Below are 15,480 nucleotides of genomic sequence, written 5' to 3'. Positions count from 1 at the left end.
GTGCGAACAGTACGGCCTCACCCTCGCCTTTGACTTCGCGAAGGGTCTCGAAGACGGTCTGGTTGTACAGCTGAGTGAAGTAGTTATGCATCCGGACGGGATCGGAACCGTCGGCATATACCACGCCGGTGGGGATTCGCTCTCCGAAGTCGGTCTTGAAGCAGTCGACCCCTTGGTCCAGCAGCGCGCGCAGATAGCCGGAGAACCAGTCCCGGGCCGATGGATTGGTGAAGTCGACCAGCGCCATCCCGGCTTGCCAGATGTCCCATTGCCAGATGCTGCCGTCGGTGCGGCGCACCAGGAAGCCGCGCTCGGCGCCTTCTGAGAACAATCGGGAGCGCTGGGCGATGTAGGGATTGATCCATACGCAGATGTGCAGCCCGCGCTGCTTGAGGCGGGCGAGCATGCCACTGGGTCGGGGAAGGCCTGCGGGTCCCAGACGAAGTCGGTCCAGTGGAATTCGCGCATCCAGAAGCAGTCGAAGTGGATGACCGATAGCGGCAGATCCCGATCGGCCATCCCGTCCACGAAACCGGTGATGGTCTTCTCATCGTAGGAGGTGGTGAAAGAGGTGGACAGCCACAGCCCGAACGACCAGGCGGGCAGCGCCGCCGGACGTCCGGTGAGCGCGGTATAGCGGCGGAGCACGTCTTTAGGGCTGGGTCCGTCGATCACCAGGTATTCGAGGCTATGCCCGGGCACCGAGAACTGGGTGCGTTCCACGGCTTCGGAGGCGATCTCGAACGACACTCGTCCCGGATCGTTGACCAGCACGCCGTAGCCTCGTGAGCTCAGGAAGAAGGGAACGTTCTTGTAGGCCTGTTCGCTGGAGGTGCCGGCGTCGGCGTTCCAGATGTCGACGGACTGCCCGTTCCTGGCGACCGGACCGAACCGCTCGCCCAGGCCGTATATCACCTCGCCTTGTGACAAGGTGAGTTGCTCGTGGACGAAGTGGTCGCCCCGGTCATCGATCACTGCGGCGACCGAGCGTGCGGTGCTTGTGGTCAAGATGCGGCCGGCCGAACCGAACTCGACCTGCCAGCCGGGGCCTTTGTGGATGGTGACCTTCAGATCGCCGGCCAGCAGCGTTGCCGTCTGTTCGTCCGCCCACACGGCGGGCCGGAAGCCCGGCTCGCCGGTGAGCTTCAGTTCGGGTTTGCGCGCCGGGTGTCCCTCGTGATGGACGATTCGGATAGCGACGATCCCGGGAGCAACGGAGCTGACGGTTGTCGTCAGAAGCGCAGTGTTGAGGGTATCGCCCCGATCGCCGATGACTCTGGTGGTGGCGTATACAACCAGAGTTCCGGCGTCGGTATCGACCTCGATATCGCGGACCTCTGCTGCCCGCAGGGCGGTGAACCCCGCGGGCAGCAGCCAGTAGCCATCGGTGAACTTCACGCTCGGAGATCTCTCACTTCACCGCGCCGACGGCGACGCCGCGGACCAGGGTGCGCTGGAAGATCAGGAAGAAGACCAACGTCGGGACCAATGAGATCAGCGCCCCGGCATTCAGCGTGGGTACGTCGAGCATCCGGTCGCCCTGCAAGGAAGCGAGCGCGATCGGTACCGTCTGCGAGTCGGGACTGGTGAGCATCACCAGCGGGATGAAGAACTCATTCCACGTCCAGATGAAGAAGAAGACCATCAGTACCGTCATGGTCGGCCGCACCACGGGGAAGACCACCCGCCACAGCACTGTCCAGTTGTTGGCGCCGTCGATAGACGCGGCCTCCAGCAGTGCGCGTGGGAAGGTGCCCATCACCGAGGCCAACAGGTAGGTGCCGAAGGCCGAATTGATGACGGTGAAGATAATCACGATGGACCATCCGGAGTTGGCCAGCCCGATCTTCTGGGCCATCGTGTACAGCGGGTAGAGCAGCACTTCCTGCGGCAACATATTGGCCAACAAGAAGACCATGAGGATCCACATCCGACCTTTGATCCGACCGATTCCGATGGCGTAGGCGGTCAGCAGGGACAAGAAGGTGGCCAGCACAGCGACGGCAGCCGAGGTCCAGATCGAATTCCACAGTTTGGTGGGAAAGTTGACCGTCGTCCAGAACTTCTTCAAGCCGTCCAGGTACAGGTGGTCGGGCAGGGCGAGTGGACCAGAGGTGGAATAGGTGACCGGATCCTTGAATGCGTTGATCAGCATCAGCAGGATCGGAGCCAGCATCAGCAGTGCGACGATGAGGCAGCCTGCCAGAATCACCCAGCGGAGCACACCGCGATGATGCCGGTCGGACTTTCTCACGGTTGTGGTGACATCAGTAGTTGCCATGTCAAAGACCTGCTTCCTCTCGGCGCTCGGAGCGTGCCTGGAAGAACTGGATAACGAACGCGACGATGATGATGACCACAGTCAGAACTGTGGCGATCGCAGCACCGTAACCGACCATCGAGGTGTCGAAGAAGTTGAGGAAGGAATAGTAGGACGGCACCAGGGTGCTGCCTTCGGGACCGCCCCGGGTCAGCACATAGATCGGAGCGAAGACCTTCAGCGCGGCGATGGTGCAGGTCAGGGCGATAACGAAGATCTCCGGACGAATCTGGGGAATCGTGATCGCTCGGAACCTGGCGAACCAGGTTGCCCCGTCAACCTCGGCTGCCTCATAGAGCTCGGGATCGACCCGCTGCAGTGCCGACATGAAGATGACCGTCGGATAGCCGATCTGAATCCAGACCAGCACGACCATCACCGCAGGCAATGCCAAGTCTGGGCTTCCCAGCCAGTTCGGCGGGTTGGCGACTCCGAGCCCGCGCAGGATTTCGTTAAGCGCGCCGGTTTCGGCGTTGAAGATCCAGTTCCACACGATGCCTGCGACCGCGATCGGGATGATCTGTGGCAGGTAATAGGTGGCACGCAGGAAGGTGACGATGCCCTCGCCGATGTGCTTGCCGACATAGTCAAATAGAACTGCGGCGAGCAGGAGACCGATCAGGGTCGGAATGACCACCATCGCGATGACCATCCACAGCGAATTCTGGAAGGACTGCCAGAATGCTTCATCGTGAAGCAACTGGCCGTAGTTGCCGAGACCGACCCATGTCATCGGGGCGAGGCCGCCCTTCCAACGGTGCAGCGAGTACCACACGTTCATGATGAATGGCACGATGATCACGGCGAGCAGGGCTATGCCACCTGGAATGAGATAGGCCCAGTAGATACGGGTTCCGCGGTTGCGTGGCCGCGCACTTGTCTTGGCCATCAGCGATCCTCTCGGGGGATACGGGTCTTCAATGGGGGCAGGCCGGCCCCCACACCATGGCGGCTCATCCTTCGAGGATCTCCGTCTTGCCGGTTTCGTAGTACTCGCCGAGTTCGGAGAGCGCAACCATCGGATCTTCGGAGCCGTTCATCACCGACTGGCAGAAGCTCACCAGCTGGTCGTAGAAGCCCGGCACCGGCCAGTCCATGTAGAACGACAGACCGTCGTCTGCAACCAGCGTCTCCCAGTTCTGGGTGAGCAGTCTCGTCTGATCATCGGTGATCACATTGATGTCACCGGCGACCGGCAGTCCGCCGTTCACGGCTGCCACGTTCTGAGCCTGTTCACCGAGCGCGGTGTTGATGAACTCGATCGCCAGATCCTTGTTCTTGGCGTTGGTCGGCACCACAAGCAGATTGCCTGATGCTCCGCTGCTGTACCCGGACCCGGGGAAGAGCATCTGACCCATGTCGAAGGTCACCTCGGAATTGAGGCGGCCGAACCACCACGAGCCGGAGACCATGATCGGGTACTTTCCGGAGATGAAGCCGACCGCCATGTCTTCGGCCTTCAGGCCGCTGGCGTTCTTGGAGACATAGCCCTTGTTTATCCAGTCGGCCAGATCCCGGGTGCCCTCGGCCAGCGGTCCATCGGTCCACGACACGTCACCCTTGAACAACTGGAAGTTGTCGACGAAGTCGCGGTCGGCATGCGACAGCACCAGTTCGCCCCACAGCTGCGAAAGTGGGTACTCGGCCCCGGCGGTGGCGATCGGCGTGATGCCCTTGGCGACGAAGGCATCCATCGCAGCGGTCAGGCTCTTCTGGTCGGTCGGCACCTCGATGCCCTGCTCAGCGAACATGTCCTTGTTGAAGAAGGTCTGGACGTATTCGCCGTAGGTGGGCGTGCCATACCAGTTACCCGATCCCATCAGCCCGTTCGTGTCGTAGCGGGCTGTGGTTTGCAGCGCTCCGGGAAGCTTGGTATCCCATCCCAGTTCGGTGGCCGAGTCAGACAGATCGGTCAACAGTCCCTGGGACGCGAGCTGACCGGCAGTGCCGTTGCCCTTGTTGTATTCCATGAGATCGGGGACATCTTTGCCCGAGAGCACGATCTTGGCGTTCTTCTGGAGTTGCTCGAAGGTCTGCTTCTCGACCTTCACCGTCACGTCTGGATGCTCGGCCTCGAAGGTTTCAATCGCGTCCTGCCATGCCAGTGCGGTAGCAGAGGTCTCGTCTTCGTAGTGCCAGAACAGCAGTGTGTTCGCGTCCTCGTTCGAATCGGCGGACCCGCCGCAGCCTGTGAGTGCCAGCGCGGCGGCCGTTGCGGCGGTCACCAGCGCGGTGCGGAGTTTGTTCATGGTGTTCCTTCCTTCGGCGACCTTCGTGGTCGCGGATCGGAGTTGCATCGAGAGCTTCATGAAGTTTTTTCGTCAGCAATGACATTCGGTGGGATCCTGGATGGTCCCATCACTACGAATAGTGTTACAACAAATGTATCTCTAGTCAAGTGGGAGATCGGAGCTGTTTCGGACATCCTGTGGCCAGCGAGTACAATCACCGGACGAAGACAATAGGAGGTGGCTGTGACGGCGCCATGGGAGCTTGCCAGCGATTCCGAGCATCGGGTCGCCATGGAGGTGCTGCTGCGGGGGCCGATATCGCGAACCGAACTGGCTCGTCGCCTGGAACTCTCCCAGCCCAGCCTGTCGCGGCTCACGAAGCGGCTGGTGCGTCACGGACTTCTCATCGAGGTCGGACGTGTCGATTCGGACGGTGCCGGGCGTCCGGCTATCCTGCTGGACATCGAATCCTCCTCCCACCACTTCGCCGGCATCAAGGTCACCGGTCAATACGCACGCGGGGCCCTGGTCGACTTCCGCGGCGAGGTGGTGGAGATCGCGGAGACTCCGCTGAGTGGCACCGAACCCGAGCGGGTGGCCGATACAGTGGCGGCCGTCGTCCGCGAACTCGACCGGCACACCCGAAGTACCGGGCTGGGGGTGGCACTCGGTGGCCAGGTGGTCAATGGGTCCACGGTTCGGCATGCGGGCTTCCTGGGATGGGAGGAGGTCGACTTCGCAGCCCTGGTCGAGGCTCGGATCGAAAGACCAACGATCGTCCAAAACGATGTGGCCGCGCTCTTGGCGGCCGAGCACTGGTTCGGCATCGGTCGTGAGGCAGAGACATTCGTGGTGATCACCGTTGGCGCAGGCGTCGGCTTCGGTGCCGTGGTACACGATCGTCCCATTGAGGGTGAGGATTTTGGTCTCGGCCTGATCTCCCACTGGCCGCTCGACTGCGCCGGGCCGCCATGTTCTCAAGGGCACCGAGGTTGCGCCCAAGCGATGCTCACCGAAGCGTCGATTCTGTCACGGGCCGGCGCGGCGCTTGGGCGCGAAGTGGGGTGGGCGGAACTCATCGACCTCGCAAAGCAGGGACAGCCGGCGGCACGTCAACAGGTCGAGGGGGCGGCGTCTGCATTAGGTCGCTTCGTGGGCGAAGTCGCCAGCTTGTTTCTGCCCGGGGCGGTGGTGCTGTCGGGCGAGGGCGTCGACATCGCCGCGATCGGCAACCGCCAACTGACAGAAGCGATCGCTTCGCTAAGTCATCCCGCGGCCAGGCCCCCCCGGGTCGTGATCCGTGAACCCGAAACCGTACTGTGGTCGCGAGGCGCCGCCATACCTGCGTTACAGGTCTTCGCCCGCGGCGGTGTGACGGAGTGACGAGACGGTTGCGCTGCCGGTCCTCCTTCGTGGCGGGCCATCCACTAAGGGTGCGCTTGCCAGGTCCGGTTATGGGCTCCGGTTAGGATTAACGACAGACGATTTCGAGAAAGCTGGTTAATGTCCATCAATCTGGGAAGCCCGTCGGTCAAGCCGCTGCTGCTCGCGCAGCGACGTCCGACTCGCAAGATCAAGGTCGGTACGAAGTACATTGGCGGCGATGCGCCGATCTCCGTGCAATCGATGACCACGACGCTCACGGCCAACATCAATGCCACCTTGCAGCAGATCGCCGAGTTGACCGCCGCGGGCTGCGACATCGTCCGCGTGGCGGTACCGAGCCAGGACGATGCCGACGCGCTGCCCGCCATCGCCGCGAAGTCGAAGATCCCGGTGGTCGCCGACATCCATTTCCAGCCGCGCTACGTTTTCGCCGCGATCGAAGCCGGATGCGCGAAGGTCCGCGTCAACCCCGGCAACATCAAGGCTTTCGACGACAAGATCGCCGACATCGCCAAGGCAGCCACCGACCACGGCACCTCGATCCGCATCGGCGTCAACGCCGGCTCGCTCGACACGCGACTGCGTTCCATGTACGACCTCGATCCTGCCGGTGCGCTGGTGCAGTCCGCTCTCAACGAGGCCGCGCTCTTCGAAGACGTCGGCTTCTTCGACTTTGCGATCTCGGTCAAGCACCACGACCCGGTCATCATGGTCGACGCCTACCGACGCCTCTCACAGGCCTGCGACTACCCGCTGCACCTCGGTGTGACCGAGGCCGGTCCGGCTTTCCAGGGCACCATCAAGTCAGCCACCGCCTTCGGAGCACTGCTGGCCGAGGGCATCGGCGACACCATCCGCGTCTCGCTGTCGGCTCCGCCGGTTGAAGAGGTCAAGGTCGGCATCAAGATTTTGGAGTCGCTGAACCTTCGTCCGCGTCAGTTCGAGATCGTCAGCTGTCCTAGCTGTGGACGCGCGCAGGTCGATGTCTACAAGCTGGCCAACGACGTGACCGAGGCCCTCAAGCAGATCACCGCTCCGATCCGGGTCGCGGTGATGGGCTGTGTGGTGAACGGTCCGGGCGAGGCCCGTGAGGCCGACCTGGGTGTGGCATCGGGCAACGGACGCGGCCAGATCTTCGTCCGGGGTGAGGTCATCGCCACCGTCCCCGAAGACCAGATCGTGCCTACCCTGATCGCCGAGGCCAACCGGATCGCCGCCGAAGTGACTGAGTCCGGCACTCCCGAAGTCTTGGTGAGCTAGGGAGCTGCGATCAGGTGAGCGGCTCACTGCGCGTCCTGGACGATGAGGATCTCCCCGAGTTCGGGTCGCTGTTGAGCCGCGATCCGCTGAGCAACCTCTTCGTCGCATCCAGGGTCAGCACGTTCGGGCTCGCGCCCGAGTCATTGGGCTGTGCCGTCTATGGCTATCAGGTGTCCGGTGAACTGGTCGGTGCCTGCCATGTCGGCTCGAACCTGGTGCCCATCGGCGAACATCCCGAAGCCCTGGACGCCTTCAGTGAGGCCATCGGGCCGCGCAGGCACGTCGCCTCAATCGTCGGGCCGGCCTCGTCGGTCGAGCGGCTGCACGCCGGCCTGTGTGAGCGCTGGGGCGCCAGCTGGACGCGGACTCGCGAGGTTCGTGCGCATCAACCCCTGATGTCCATCGAGACCGCACCCCTGGTCGCCCCCGATCGGCGGATCCGGCGGCTCGATACGACGCACTTCGACGCCTACGTGAAGGCGGCGATCGCGATGTACACCGAGGAGGTCGGTGTCAGCCCGGTAGATTCGTCCGGCAGCTACTCGCGCTATGTGCGGCTGCTGATGCAGATGGGCAGGACGATGGGCGCTGTGGTGCCTACCGAGGGTGGCGGATGGCCGTCCGAGCGGGTCTGGTTCAAATCCGACATCGGCTCGGCTTGGCGTCAGTACTGCCAGATCCAGGGGGTCTGGCTCGACCCGTTGCTGCGCGGGCGGCGGCTCTCGGTACCGGCGATGTCCCAGGTGGTGTTGCTGTGTCAGGAGCAGTACCCGGTGGTCTCGCTGTACGTCAACGACTTCAATGCCCGTGCCCGCCGGCTGTATACCGAGGTAGGTTTCAGTACGGTCGGGGAGCTCGCGACGGTCCTCTACTGATCTGCCGGTGGCTGCCGATCGAAGCCGCAAACAGTAGCTGCCGAAAGCACCACCGGCTTCCGAAAACCGCGGGCCGTCTCACCGCGGCTACCAACAATTGCAGCAGCTGCCGAATTGCCGGTGGCTTCTGCGACCATCGGCAGCCGTTGTTGGTGCGCCCGTGCGGATCAGTAGCTCTGGCCCTTTCGGCAGCTGATCCGGTGTGGGGTCGGCTACCCGAGCTATCCAGGCGCACCCTCCAGCCGCCATGCTGGATGCATGGAGATCAGCCTGCGACACAATCCCGAATACGCGGTGGCACGGCTCTACCTCGCGCCGAACGAACCGCTCCGGCTGCAAACCGGCGCGATGATGGCACACAGCCCCGGCATCGAGATCGATGCGCGAATGGAGGGCGGGCTGATGGCCGGGCTCAAACGCTCGATGCTGAGTGGTGAAGGCCTGTTCATCTCCTCAGCGACCGCGCCGCCGGCGGGCGGCTGGGTTGACATCACCCCGACGCTGCCGGGCGACATCATGCCGCTGACGATCCAGCCGCAGCGTCCGTTCTTCGTGTCGCGCGGCTGCTGGCTCGCGAATTCGTACTCAGTGACCACCGACAGCCAATGGGGAACCGCGCAATTCTCGATGCTCGGTCAGGCCGGGCTCGGCTTGCAGGCCTACGGTCAGGGCACCGTAGTGCTGAGCATCTACGGTGCCCTCGACATCATCGATCTGCAGCCAGGAGACCAGGTGGTCGTCGACTCCGGCCATGTCGTGGCCTACGACCTGAGCATCGCCCACCAGGTGCGTCCGGCGACCTCCGGAACCACCTGGCACACCATGAGATCGGGAGAAGGCTACGTCTTCGACTTCGCAGGCCCAGGACGAATCTTCCTGCAGTCGCGTAACCCGCTCGCGCTGGCCGCCTACGTTCGGGCCGCCGCGCCGTCCAGCTAGACAGGATCACAGGGGAAGGCAGCGACCTGATGCTTGGTGTACTCGGTCTCCATCGCCGCCATCTTCGCGTACATCTCGGCGTGATCATCCCAGTTCACGTGACCCATGGACACTATTCGCTTCCCGCAAGGATGGCGTTGAGTTGATCCTGGCTCAGGTCATAGCCGTAGTAGGTCTGGTAGAAGTCCTTGGTGACGTCGGGGAGGGAGACATCGGCGAACTTCTCGGGATACAAGATCGTGCCGAGGAAGACCGGCATCAGAACGCCTTCGGCGGATCGAACCGACCAAGGGTAGGTGCCTTCGGGCTCGGTAAAGACCTTCCCGCTGGCGACCGCCGGCACCGTCGCCAGCGCCGGATCGTTCAGGATCTGTTCGCGAGCGGCGTTGCCCATGGTGAAGATGACCTCAGGCGCCCATGTCATGATCTGTTCGGCGCCCACGGTGCTGCTGGACGTGTCGAAGTCGGCAGAGACAACGATGCCGCCGGCTGAGGTGACATATGCGGACGAGATGTCCTTGCCGTCCACGGTGCTGTAGCCGTTACCGCCCACGCGCAGATTGAGCGTCTTGACCCGATCGGATTCGGGCACGTCGGCTACTCGGGCCTCCACATCTGAGATGGTAGTGGCGTAGTACTGATTGAAGGTGGCGGCCTTCTGCGGAGCATCGCCGCCCAGAATCTCTCCGACCAGGGTGATGACAGACATCATTTCTTCGGGGGTGCCGAACTTGTTGATGGTGATTGGGACGATACCGGCCGCGTTCAGCTGTACGGTCACCTCATCGGTGAACTTGGGTCCGATGACCACCTGGGTGTTGGCAGCGATGAGTTCCTCGACGTTGGCGGGGTCATGGTCATCTGGATTCGCCTGCGGCCAGACATCGTGGAAGAGCCCCTGGCCCACGCTCGGGATCGCGGCGACGATCTTGTCAGCTCCGCCGTCCACCGCGATGATATGCGCGAACGCACCGATGGTGGCCGCGATGCGATCGACATTGGCCGGGATCTCGATCTGGTTGCCGTATTGGTCGGTGATCGTCCGGGTGGTCTCTGCGGATGATTGAGCGGCTGCGGACGAACTCGCCGATGGTGTGCCGCTGCTCGTACTCGGCGTCGATGAGCAGCCCGCGAAGACAGCGACAGACAATGCGGCAGCTGTGATAGCACTCAGAAAGCGATTGGCTTTCATGGGTTTCCTTTCTCAGGGTTGGGTGGATCTGGTGGATAGCAGTGGATAGCAGAAGCTGATCTGATCGTGTTCAGAAGCGACGACTCGTACCGGTACGCCGTATGCGGTGCTCAGGTTCTCCGCCGTCAGGACCTCGCGTACCGGCCCGCGTTGGATGCTGGACGGACCCGTGATCAGAGCAGCCTCGGCATTGCACAAGAAGGCATGGTCGGGGGCGTGGGTGGTCATGACCACCCCGATACCGGACTCGGCAAGGCGCATGACTTGATCCAGGGCACGTACCTGGTTGCCGAAGTCGAGAGCGGCGGTGGGTTCGTCCAACATGATGAAGGCGGGCTCCTGAGCCAGCGCGCGGGCGATCATGACCAGCTGTCGTTCTCCGCCGGAAAGCGCGGTGAAAGCGCGGTCGGCGAGCTTGGTTGCACCGATGGCGCTGAGCGCGCTCAGCGCAGCTTCACGGTCTTTGCGTCCTGGTGCGCCGAAGCTTCCGATCCGCGCGGTGCGGCCCATCAGGACAACGTCGATCGCCTTGAATGCGAAGGGGGTCTGCTGGGCTTGCGGCACGTAGCCCACGAGCCGGGCTATCTCGGGGCGGGAGAGTTGCGCCAGATCCTGGTCACCAACACGAACGCGCCCGCCCATCGCCGGCAGTAAGCCGAGCATGATCTTGAACAGCGTTGTCTTGCCAACACCATTCGGGCCGAGCAGGCAGAGGATCTTCCCCGGCTCGACTACGAGGTTCACGTCCTGGATCACCACTCGCGGGCCGTAGCCACCCGTCAGATCCTCCACGCGCAGACTCGTCGACGCGGATGCTGCGGCGTCTATTCGGCCCATGCGTGCTGGCCCCTGAAGAGCAGATGGAGGAAGACCGGGGCTCCGATCAGGGAGGTCACGATGCTGAGCGGGATTTCGCCTGCGGTGGCGGTACGAGCGACATCGTCGACAGCGAGCATGAAGCAGCCGCCGAGGACGATCGAGCTGGGCAGTAGCGCGAGATAGTTCGGGCCCACCAGGAAACGGCACATGTGCGGGATGACCAGCCCGACCCAGCCGACGACGCCGCAGAGTGCCACAGTGCCGGCGGTCAGCAGCGTCGCGGCGACAATGACGACGAGCCTCACCCGCGCAGTGTTGACACCTAGCGCCCGCGCCTCCTCTTCGCCGAATGACATCACATTGAGCTTCCAGCGCAGCATCAGTAGCGGAATGACGCCGAGCAGGAAGATCGCGGTCATGATCGCCAGGTTCGCTGCGCTGCTGCTGCGCGCGAAGCTGCCCATCAACCAAAAGGTGATCTCTGGCAGCTTGGTTTCCGGCGGTGCGAGGTACTTGGTGAGCGAGGTCACGGCAGAGGCCAGGGACGAGACAACTATGCCGGCCAATACCATGACGAGCAATCCGCCTCCGCTCGTCTTCGTGACGGCGGCGCTGACACCGACGACGAGTGCGACTGCCGCGAGCCCTGCCCCGAAGGACAGCAGTTGGATCATCGGACCGGGCAGCGACAAGAGGATGCCGATGCAGGCACCCACGCTGGCACCGGAGGCGACGCCGAGCAGGTCCGGGGAGACCATCGGGTTTCGGAAGAGTCCCTGAAACGAGGCTCCGGCCGCCGACAATGCGGCACCGGCGACTATGGCGAGCCCGATGCGTGGCAGCCGCACGGTGAAGAGCACCGCGGCCACCTGATCTTTCGGGTCGAGGGTTCCCGCGAAGGCTTCCTTGACGACCCTGAACATTTCGGAGGAGGACACACCGAATCGGCCGATCTGCACGGAGACGATCACGACCACCAACAGCAGCGCGAAGAGCCCGATCAGAACCAGGGTTTCGCGCTGCATCCGAGGTTTCTGCGGGGCGGCCGGGTTGGTCTGAGTGCTCACAGTTTTGGGCCTGGACGCATTGGGGGTAGCGGAGGGTTCCGAGGTGGCGTGTTCCGCAATCACGTGGACTCCTGAGGGAAAAGATCCGCAAACGCGGCTCGGGACGGAGTTTACACAAGAAACATGGGCAAAAGGCAATATCCTGGATCAGCCCGCCGCAGGACCTCGAATGGTGCAGTGGGAGGGGAGCGGTTCGTCAGCGAGGGCTTCGCGGCTTGCTGTCCATCCGCGGCCGGTACCTGATTCCGGCGGGCGCACGGTCGGATACCCTTAGTCGGGCAAGCATGTGAGGAGCAGCCGTGATCACCCGAATGAGCCACCTTTTTGTGCGGACCCTGCGCGAGGATCCGGCCGACGCCGAAGTCCCCAGTCACCGTTGGCTGGTGCGCGCCGGCTACATTCGCCGCGTCGCCCCGGGCATCTACTCCTGGCTGCCGTTGGGTCTCAGCGTGCTGCACAAGGTCGAAGAGGTCGTCCGCGAAGAGATGAACGCGATCGGCGCCCAGGAGGTGCTTTTTCCTGCCCTGCTGCCCGCCGACCCCTACAAGGCCACCGACCGCTGGACCGAATATGGCGACAACCTCTTTCGTCTCGTCGACCGCAAGGGCGCGGACATGCTGCTCGGGCCGACTCACGAAGAGATGTTCACCTTGATGGCGAAGGATCAGTGCAGCTCCTACAAGGACCTGCCGCTGGCCCTTTACCAGATTCAGACCAAGTACCGCGACGAGGCGCGTCCGCGCGCGGGCATCCTGCGCGGCCGCGAGTTCGTGATGAAGGACTCCTATTCCTTCGACATCGACAAGGCCGGGCTGGACGCGTCCTATGCCGCCCATCGCGGCGCCTACATCCGCATCTTCGACCGGCTCGGCTTCGAATATGTGATCGTGCAGGCCAACTCGGGTGCCATGGGAGGCTCGGCGTCCGAGGAGTTCCTGGCGATCTCACCCAACGGCGAGGACACGTTCGTCCGTTCACCGGGCGGTTACGCGGCCAATGTGGAGGCCGTGCGGCGTCCGCTGGCGGCTGAGGTGGACGCATCTGAGGTGCCCGCTGCCGAGATCCACGAGACACCCGATTCGCCGACCATCGACACGCTGGTCGCGCAGGCAAACGCGCTCTTCCCGCGCGCCGATCGCGATTGGGTCGCCCATGACACGCTGAAGAATGTCGTATTCAACCTGCGTCAGCCCGATGGCAGCGTCGAGCCGTTGGCGATCGGGCTGCCGGGTGACCGCGAGGTCGACGACACCCGACTGGAGGCAGCGGTCTCTCCTGCGGAGCTGGAGCCGTTCGGCGACGAGGATTTCGCGAGATACCCGCAGCTAGCGAAGGGCTATATCGGCCCGTCGGGGCTCAAGGCTGCCGGGCTGCGCTACGTACTCGATCCCGAGGTCGTCCCCGGAACGGCCTGGCTGACCGGCGCCGACAAGCCGGGATACCACGTGATCAATCTGGTCGCCGGCCGCGACTTCGAGATCGATGAGCATCTCGACGTGGCCGTGTTGCGCGAGGGCGATCAAGCTCCCGACGGCTCGGGTCCGCTGGGTCTGGCCCGTGGAATCGAGATGGGTCACATCTTCCAGCTGGGCACCAAGTACGCGGAGGCGCTCGGCCTGAAGGTGCTGGACCAAAACGGAAAGCTGCAGACCGTCACGATGGGCTCCTACGGCGTCGGGGTCTCGCGTGCGGTCGCCGTGGTCGCCGAGGCGACCTGTGACGACAAGGGTCTGTGCTGGCCTCGTCCGCTGGCCCCCTACGAGGTAATGGTGCTGGCCACCGGCAAGGGCGATGAGATAGCGCAGACCGCCGAGAAGCTGGCGTTAGATCTCGACGCCGCCGGTGTCAGCGTGCTGCTGGACGACCGCAAGGCCTCGCCCGGTGTGAAGTTCAAGGATTCCGAGATCTTGGGCATGCCGACCTCGGTGGTTGTTGGCCGTGGGCTTGCCGACGGCAATGTCGAGATCCGCGACCGCAAGTCGGGCAGTGCCCGCCCGGTGGCGGTGGCGGACGCCGTCGCCGAGGTGCTCGCCGAGATCGGACGCTGAGCTAGACCCAACCTGGCCAGTAGGACAACGCGACACCCCGGTCGCCGGCTCGTCCTGCCTGAGCCATCCCCTGCTGGACCGCTTGGGTGCGGCTGGACGCATCGACGGCACCCAACCTGGCCCAGGCATTCATCACGTTCACCTCGAGCGCTCCCCAGATCAGCGCCGTTTGCGTTGCATCGGTGACATCGCCCGGCATCGTGTATTCGGGCGGCTGAGGCTCGGGTGTTGCTTCACTTGCCACGATGGTTGCCGCAACCGCGTCCCGCTCGCGCATCGCCTCGCCCAGCCGGGCAGCCAACAGATCTGCCGTCGGATCGAGATAGTCCACGCGGCCATAGAGCGCCTGCAAACCGAAGACGAGCGCGCGTTGCTGGCTCAGCAAGACCTGCTCGGCCGCGCCGAGATCACCCATCTCGGTCTTTGCAGGCACAGCGTCACCGGCCACCGGGACCGGACGATTGAACGCCGAACCATCGCCGGAGCCAAGCACCTGTGCGGCCAGCTGCGCGCACAACAGCTGCGAGATCCAGAGCAGCGCCATGCTGCCCGCCAGGCCCGCATCCGCGTCCGCACCGACAGCCGAGGTGGGAAGCGCCGAAATCAGATCGGCAAGCGCCGTCTCCTGGGCGGCGAGCGCGCCGGCCGCCTCGGCTTGTGAACCCGGAATCGCGAGCTCACCGGCGGTGATCTCTTCGATCGGCGTGGGATCGGCCAGCACCCCGCCCAGCGGATCCGCCTGGCAGAGCACAGTCAGGTGCGCTCCATGCTGGGCGGAAAGCGCGCTACACCATGATACGAACGCCGGATCAGCGCCCGGAATCGCGGCACACCCGTCGGCCAGCGCGATCAGATCGGCGGTCGCCTGAGCGGTCTGCCGTCGGGCATCGTCCAGTGTCGGCTGCACATGCGGGGTCTCGTCCGGGCTGATCAGCGGACTCGGTGCGCATGCCGCCAATGCCCCGGAGGCGGAACCGGCCAAGGCCAGTTGCAGGAACGTGCGGCGCCGCAAGCGGGTCTGCGCGCCAGGGGTGATCATGGGCCCACCTTAGCGTCTCGGCACGGTGCGGGTGTTGCGGCGATGGCCTAGACTGGCAGACCAGCGTCATGCTGAGAAACAATTGGCTACTCACAAAAGGATCATCCATGAAGCACACCGGACTCGAAGAGGAGTTGGCGGCTGTGCTCGCGGGTCACCAACTTGAACTCGACGATCTCGAGGTTCAGGCTGCAGGAAAACGGCGCGTCGTCCGGGTCACGGTGGATGGCGATGGGCCTGCCGGAGGCGGACCCGATCTCGACCAGATCGCGGCTGCGACCAGGGCAATCTCTCAAACGCTCGA

At 63.8% G+C, this 15,480-nt stretch carries 12 protein-coding genes and 2 pseudogenes; 6 read left to right on the top strand and 8 right to left on the bottom strand.

Annotated elements, in window-relative coordinates; translation table 11 throughout:
• The 4 genes and pseudogenes from yicI to AAFP05_RS10885 all read right to left on the bottom strand — a co-directional run.
• Window positions 1-1,398, bottom strand: a pseudogene (gene yicI / locus AAFP05_RS10900) (alpha-xylosidase); the annotation flags it as partial.
• A 13-nt stretch (window positions 1,399-1,411) separates the two neighbouring features.
• Entirely contained in the window at window positions 1,412-2,281 is an 870-nt protein-coding gene (locus tag AAFP05_RS10895; RefSeq protein ID WP_341729889.1) for a carbohydrate ABC transporter permease, read from the bottom strand.
• A gap of 1 nt (window position 2,282) precedes the next feature.
• Window positions 2,283-3,209 (bottom strand): sugar ABC transporter permease, encoded by a 927-nt coding sequence (locus tag AAFP05_RS10890; RefSeq protein WP_341729888.1) that lies wholly within the window; start codon window positions 3,207-3,209, stop codon window positions 2,283-2,285.
• 64 nt (window positions 3,210-3,273) lie between these two features.
• Complete coding sequence (locus AAFP05_RS10885; protein WP_341729887.1) at window positions 3,274-4,569, bottom strand: extracellular solute-binding protein; 1,296 nt, start codon at window positions 4,567-4,569, stop codon at window positions 3,274-3,276.
• 225 nt (window positions 4,570-4,794) lie between these two features.
• Here AAFP05_RS10885 and AAFP05_RS10880 point away from each other — a divergent pair, with 225 nt between their 5' ends.
• The 4 genes from AAFP05_RS10880 to AAFP05_RS10865 all read left to right on the top strand — a co-directional run bounded on the left by AAFP05_RS10880 (window position 4,795) and on the right by AAFP05_RS10865 (window position 9,011).
• Entirely contained in the window at window positions 4,795-5,934 is a 1,140-nt protein-coding gene (locus AAFP05_RS10880; protein ID WP_341729886.1) for an ROK family transcriptional regulator, read from the top strand.
• Window positions 5,935-6,054: 120 nt separating this feature from the next.
• Window positions 6,055-7,197 carry a flavodoxin-dependent (E)-4-hydroxy-3-methylbut-2-enyl-diphosphate synthase gene (gene ispG / locus AAFP05_RS10875; protein ID WP_341729885.1) on the top strand — a complete coding sequence of 381 codons (1,143 nt, stop codon included), beginning with the start codon at window positions 6,055-6,057 and terminating at the stop codon, window positions 7,195-7,197.
• 14 nt (window positions 7,198-7,211) lie between these two features.
• On the top strand, window positions 7,212-8,072 hold the full coding sequence (locus AAFP05_RS10870) for a DUF4081 domain-containing protein (protein ID WP_341729884.1): 861 nt from the start codon (window positions 7,212-7,214) through the stop codon (window positions 8,070-8,072).
• 258 nt (window positions 8,073-8,330) lie between these two features.
• Entirely contained in the window at window positions 8,331-9,011 is a 681-nt protein-coding gene (locus AAFP05_RS10865; protein WP_341729883.1) for a TIGR00266 family protein, read from the top strand.
• Between the two features lie 112 nt (window positions 9,012-9,123).
• Here AAFP05_RS10865 and AAFP05_RS10860 read toward each other — a convergent pair whose 3' ends face one another.
• The 3 genes from AAFP05_RS10860 to AAFP05_RS10850 are packed head-to-tail and all read right to left on the bottom strand — an operon-like array spanning window position 9,124 to window position 12,089.
• Entirely contained in the window at window positions 9,124-10,203 is a 1,080-nt protein-coding gene (locus AAFP05_RS10860; RefSeq protein WP_341729882.1) for an ABC transporter substrate-binding protein, read from the bottom strand.
• A 12-nt stretch (window positions 10,204-10,215) separates the two neighbouring features.
• Window positions 10,216-10,995 carry an ABC transporter ATP-binding protein gene (locus tag AAFP05_RS10855; RefSeq protein ID WP_341729881.1) on the bottom strand — a complete coding sequence of 260 codons (780 nt, stop codon included), beginning with the start codon at window positions 10,993-10,995 and terminating at the stop codon, window positions 10,216-10,218.
• Between the two features lie 32 nt (window positions 10,996-11,027).
• A complete protein-coding gene (locus AAFP05_RS10850) occupies window positions 11,028-12,089 on the bottom strand; it encodes an iron ABC transporter permease (RefSeq protein ID WP_341729880.1) in 1,062 nt (353 codons plus the stop codon).
• A 311-nt stretch (window positions 12,090-12,400) separates the two neighbouring features.
• Here AAFP05_RS10850 and AAFP05_RS10845 point away from each other — a divergent pair, with 311 nt between their 5' ends.
• Entirely contained in the window at window positions 12,401-14,137 is a 1,737-nt protein-coding gene (locus tag AAFP05_RS10845) for a proline--tRNA ligase (protein WP_341729979.1), read from the top strand.
• A gap of 1 nt (window position 14,138) precedes the next feature.
• Here the strand turns inward: AAFP05_RS10845 and AAFP05_RS10840 are convergent, their stop codons facing one another.
• Window positions 14,139-15,176 carry a DUF4439 domain-containing protein gene (locus AAFP05_RS10840; RefSeq protein ID WP_341729879.1) on the bottom strand — a complete coding sequence of 346 codons (1,038 nt, stop codon included), beginning with the start codon at window positions 15,174-15,176 and terminating at the stop codon, window positions 14,139-14,141.
• Between the two features lie 107 nt (window positions 15,177-15,283).
• On the opposite strand from AAFP05_RS10840, the pseudogene AAFP05_RS10835 reads away from it, so the two are divergent.
• Window positions 15,284-15,480 (top strand): annotated as a pseudogene (locus AAFP05_RS10835) (ribosome maturation factor RimP); the annotation flags it as partial.

The sequence above is a fragment of the Brooklawnia sp. genome, assembly GCF_032229645.1.
Lineage (GTDB): Bacteria > Actinomycetota > Actinomycetes > Propionibacteriales > Propionibacteriaceae > Brooklawnia.
This window is presented reverse-complemented; position numbering and strand designations above follow the sequence as displayed.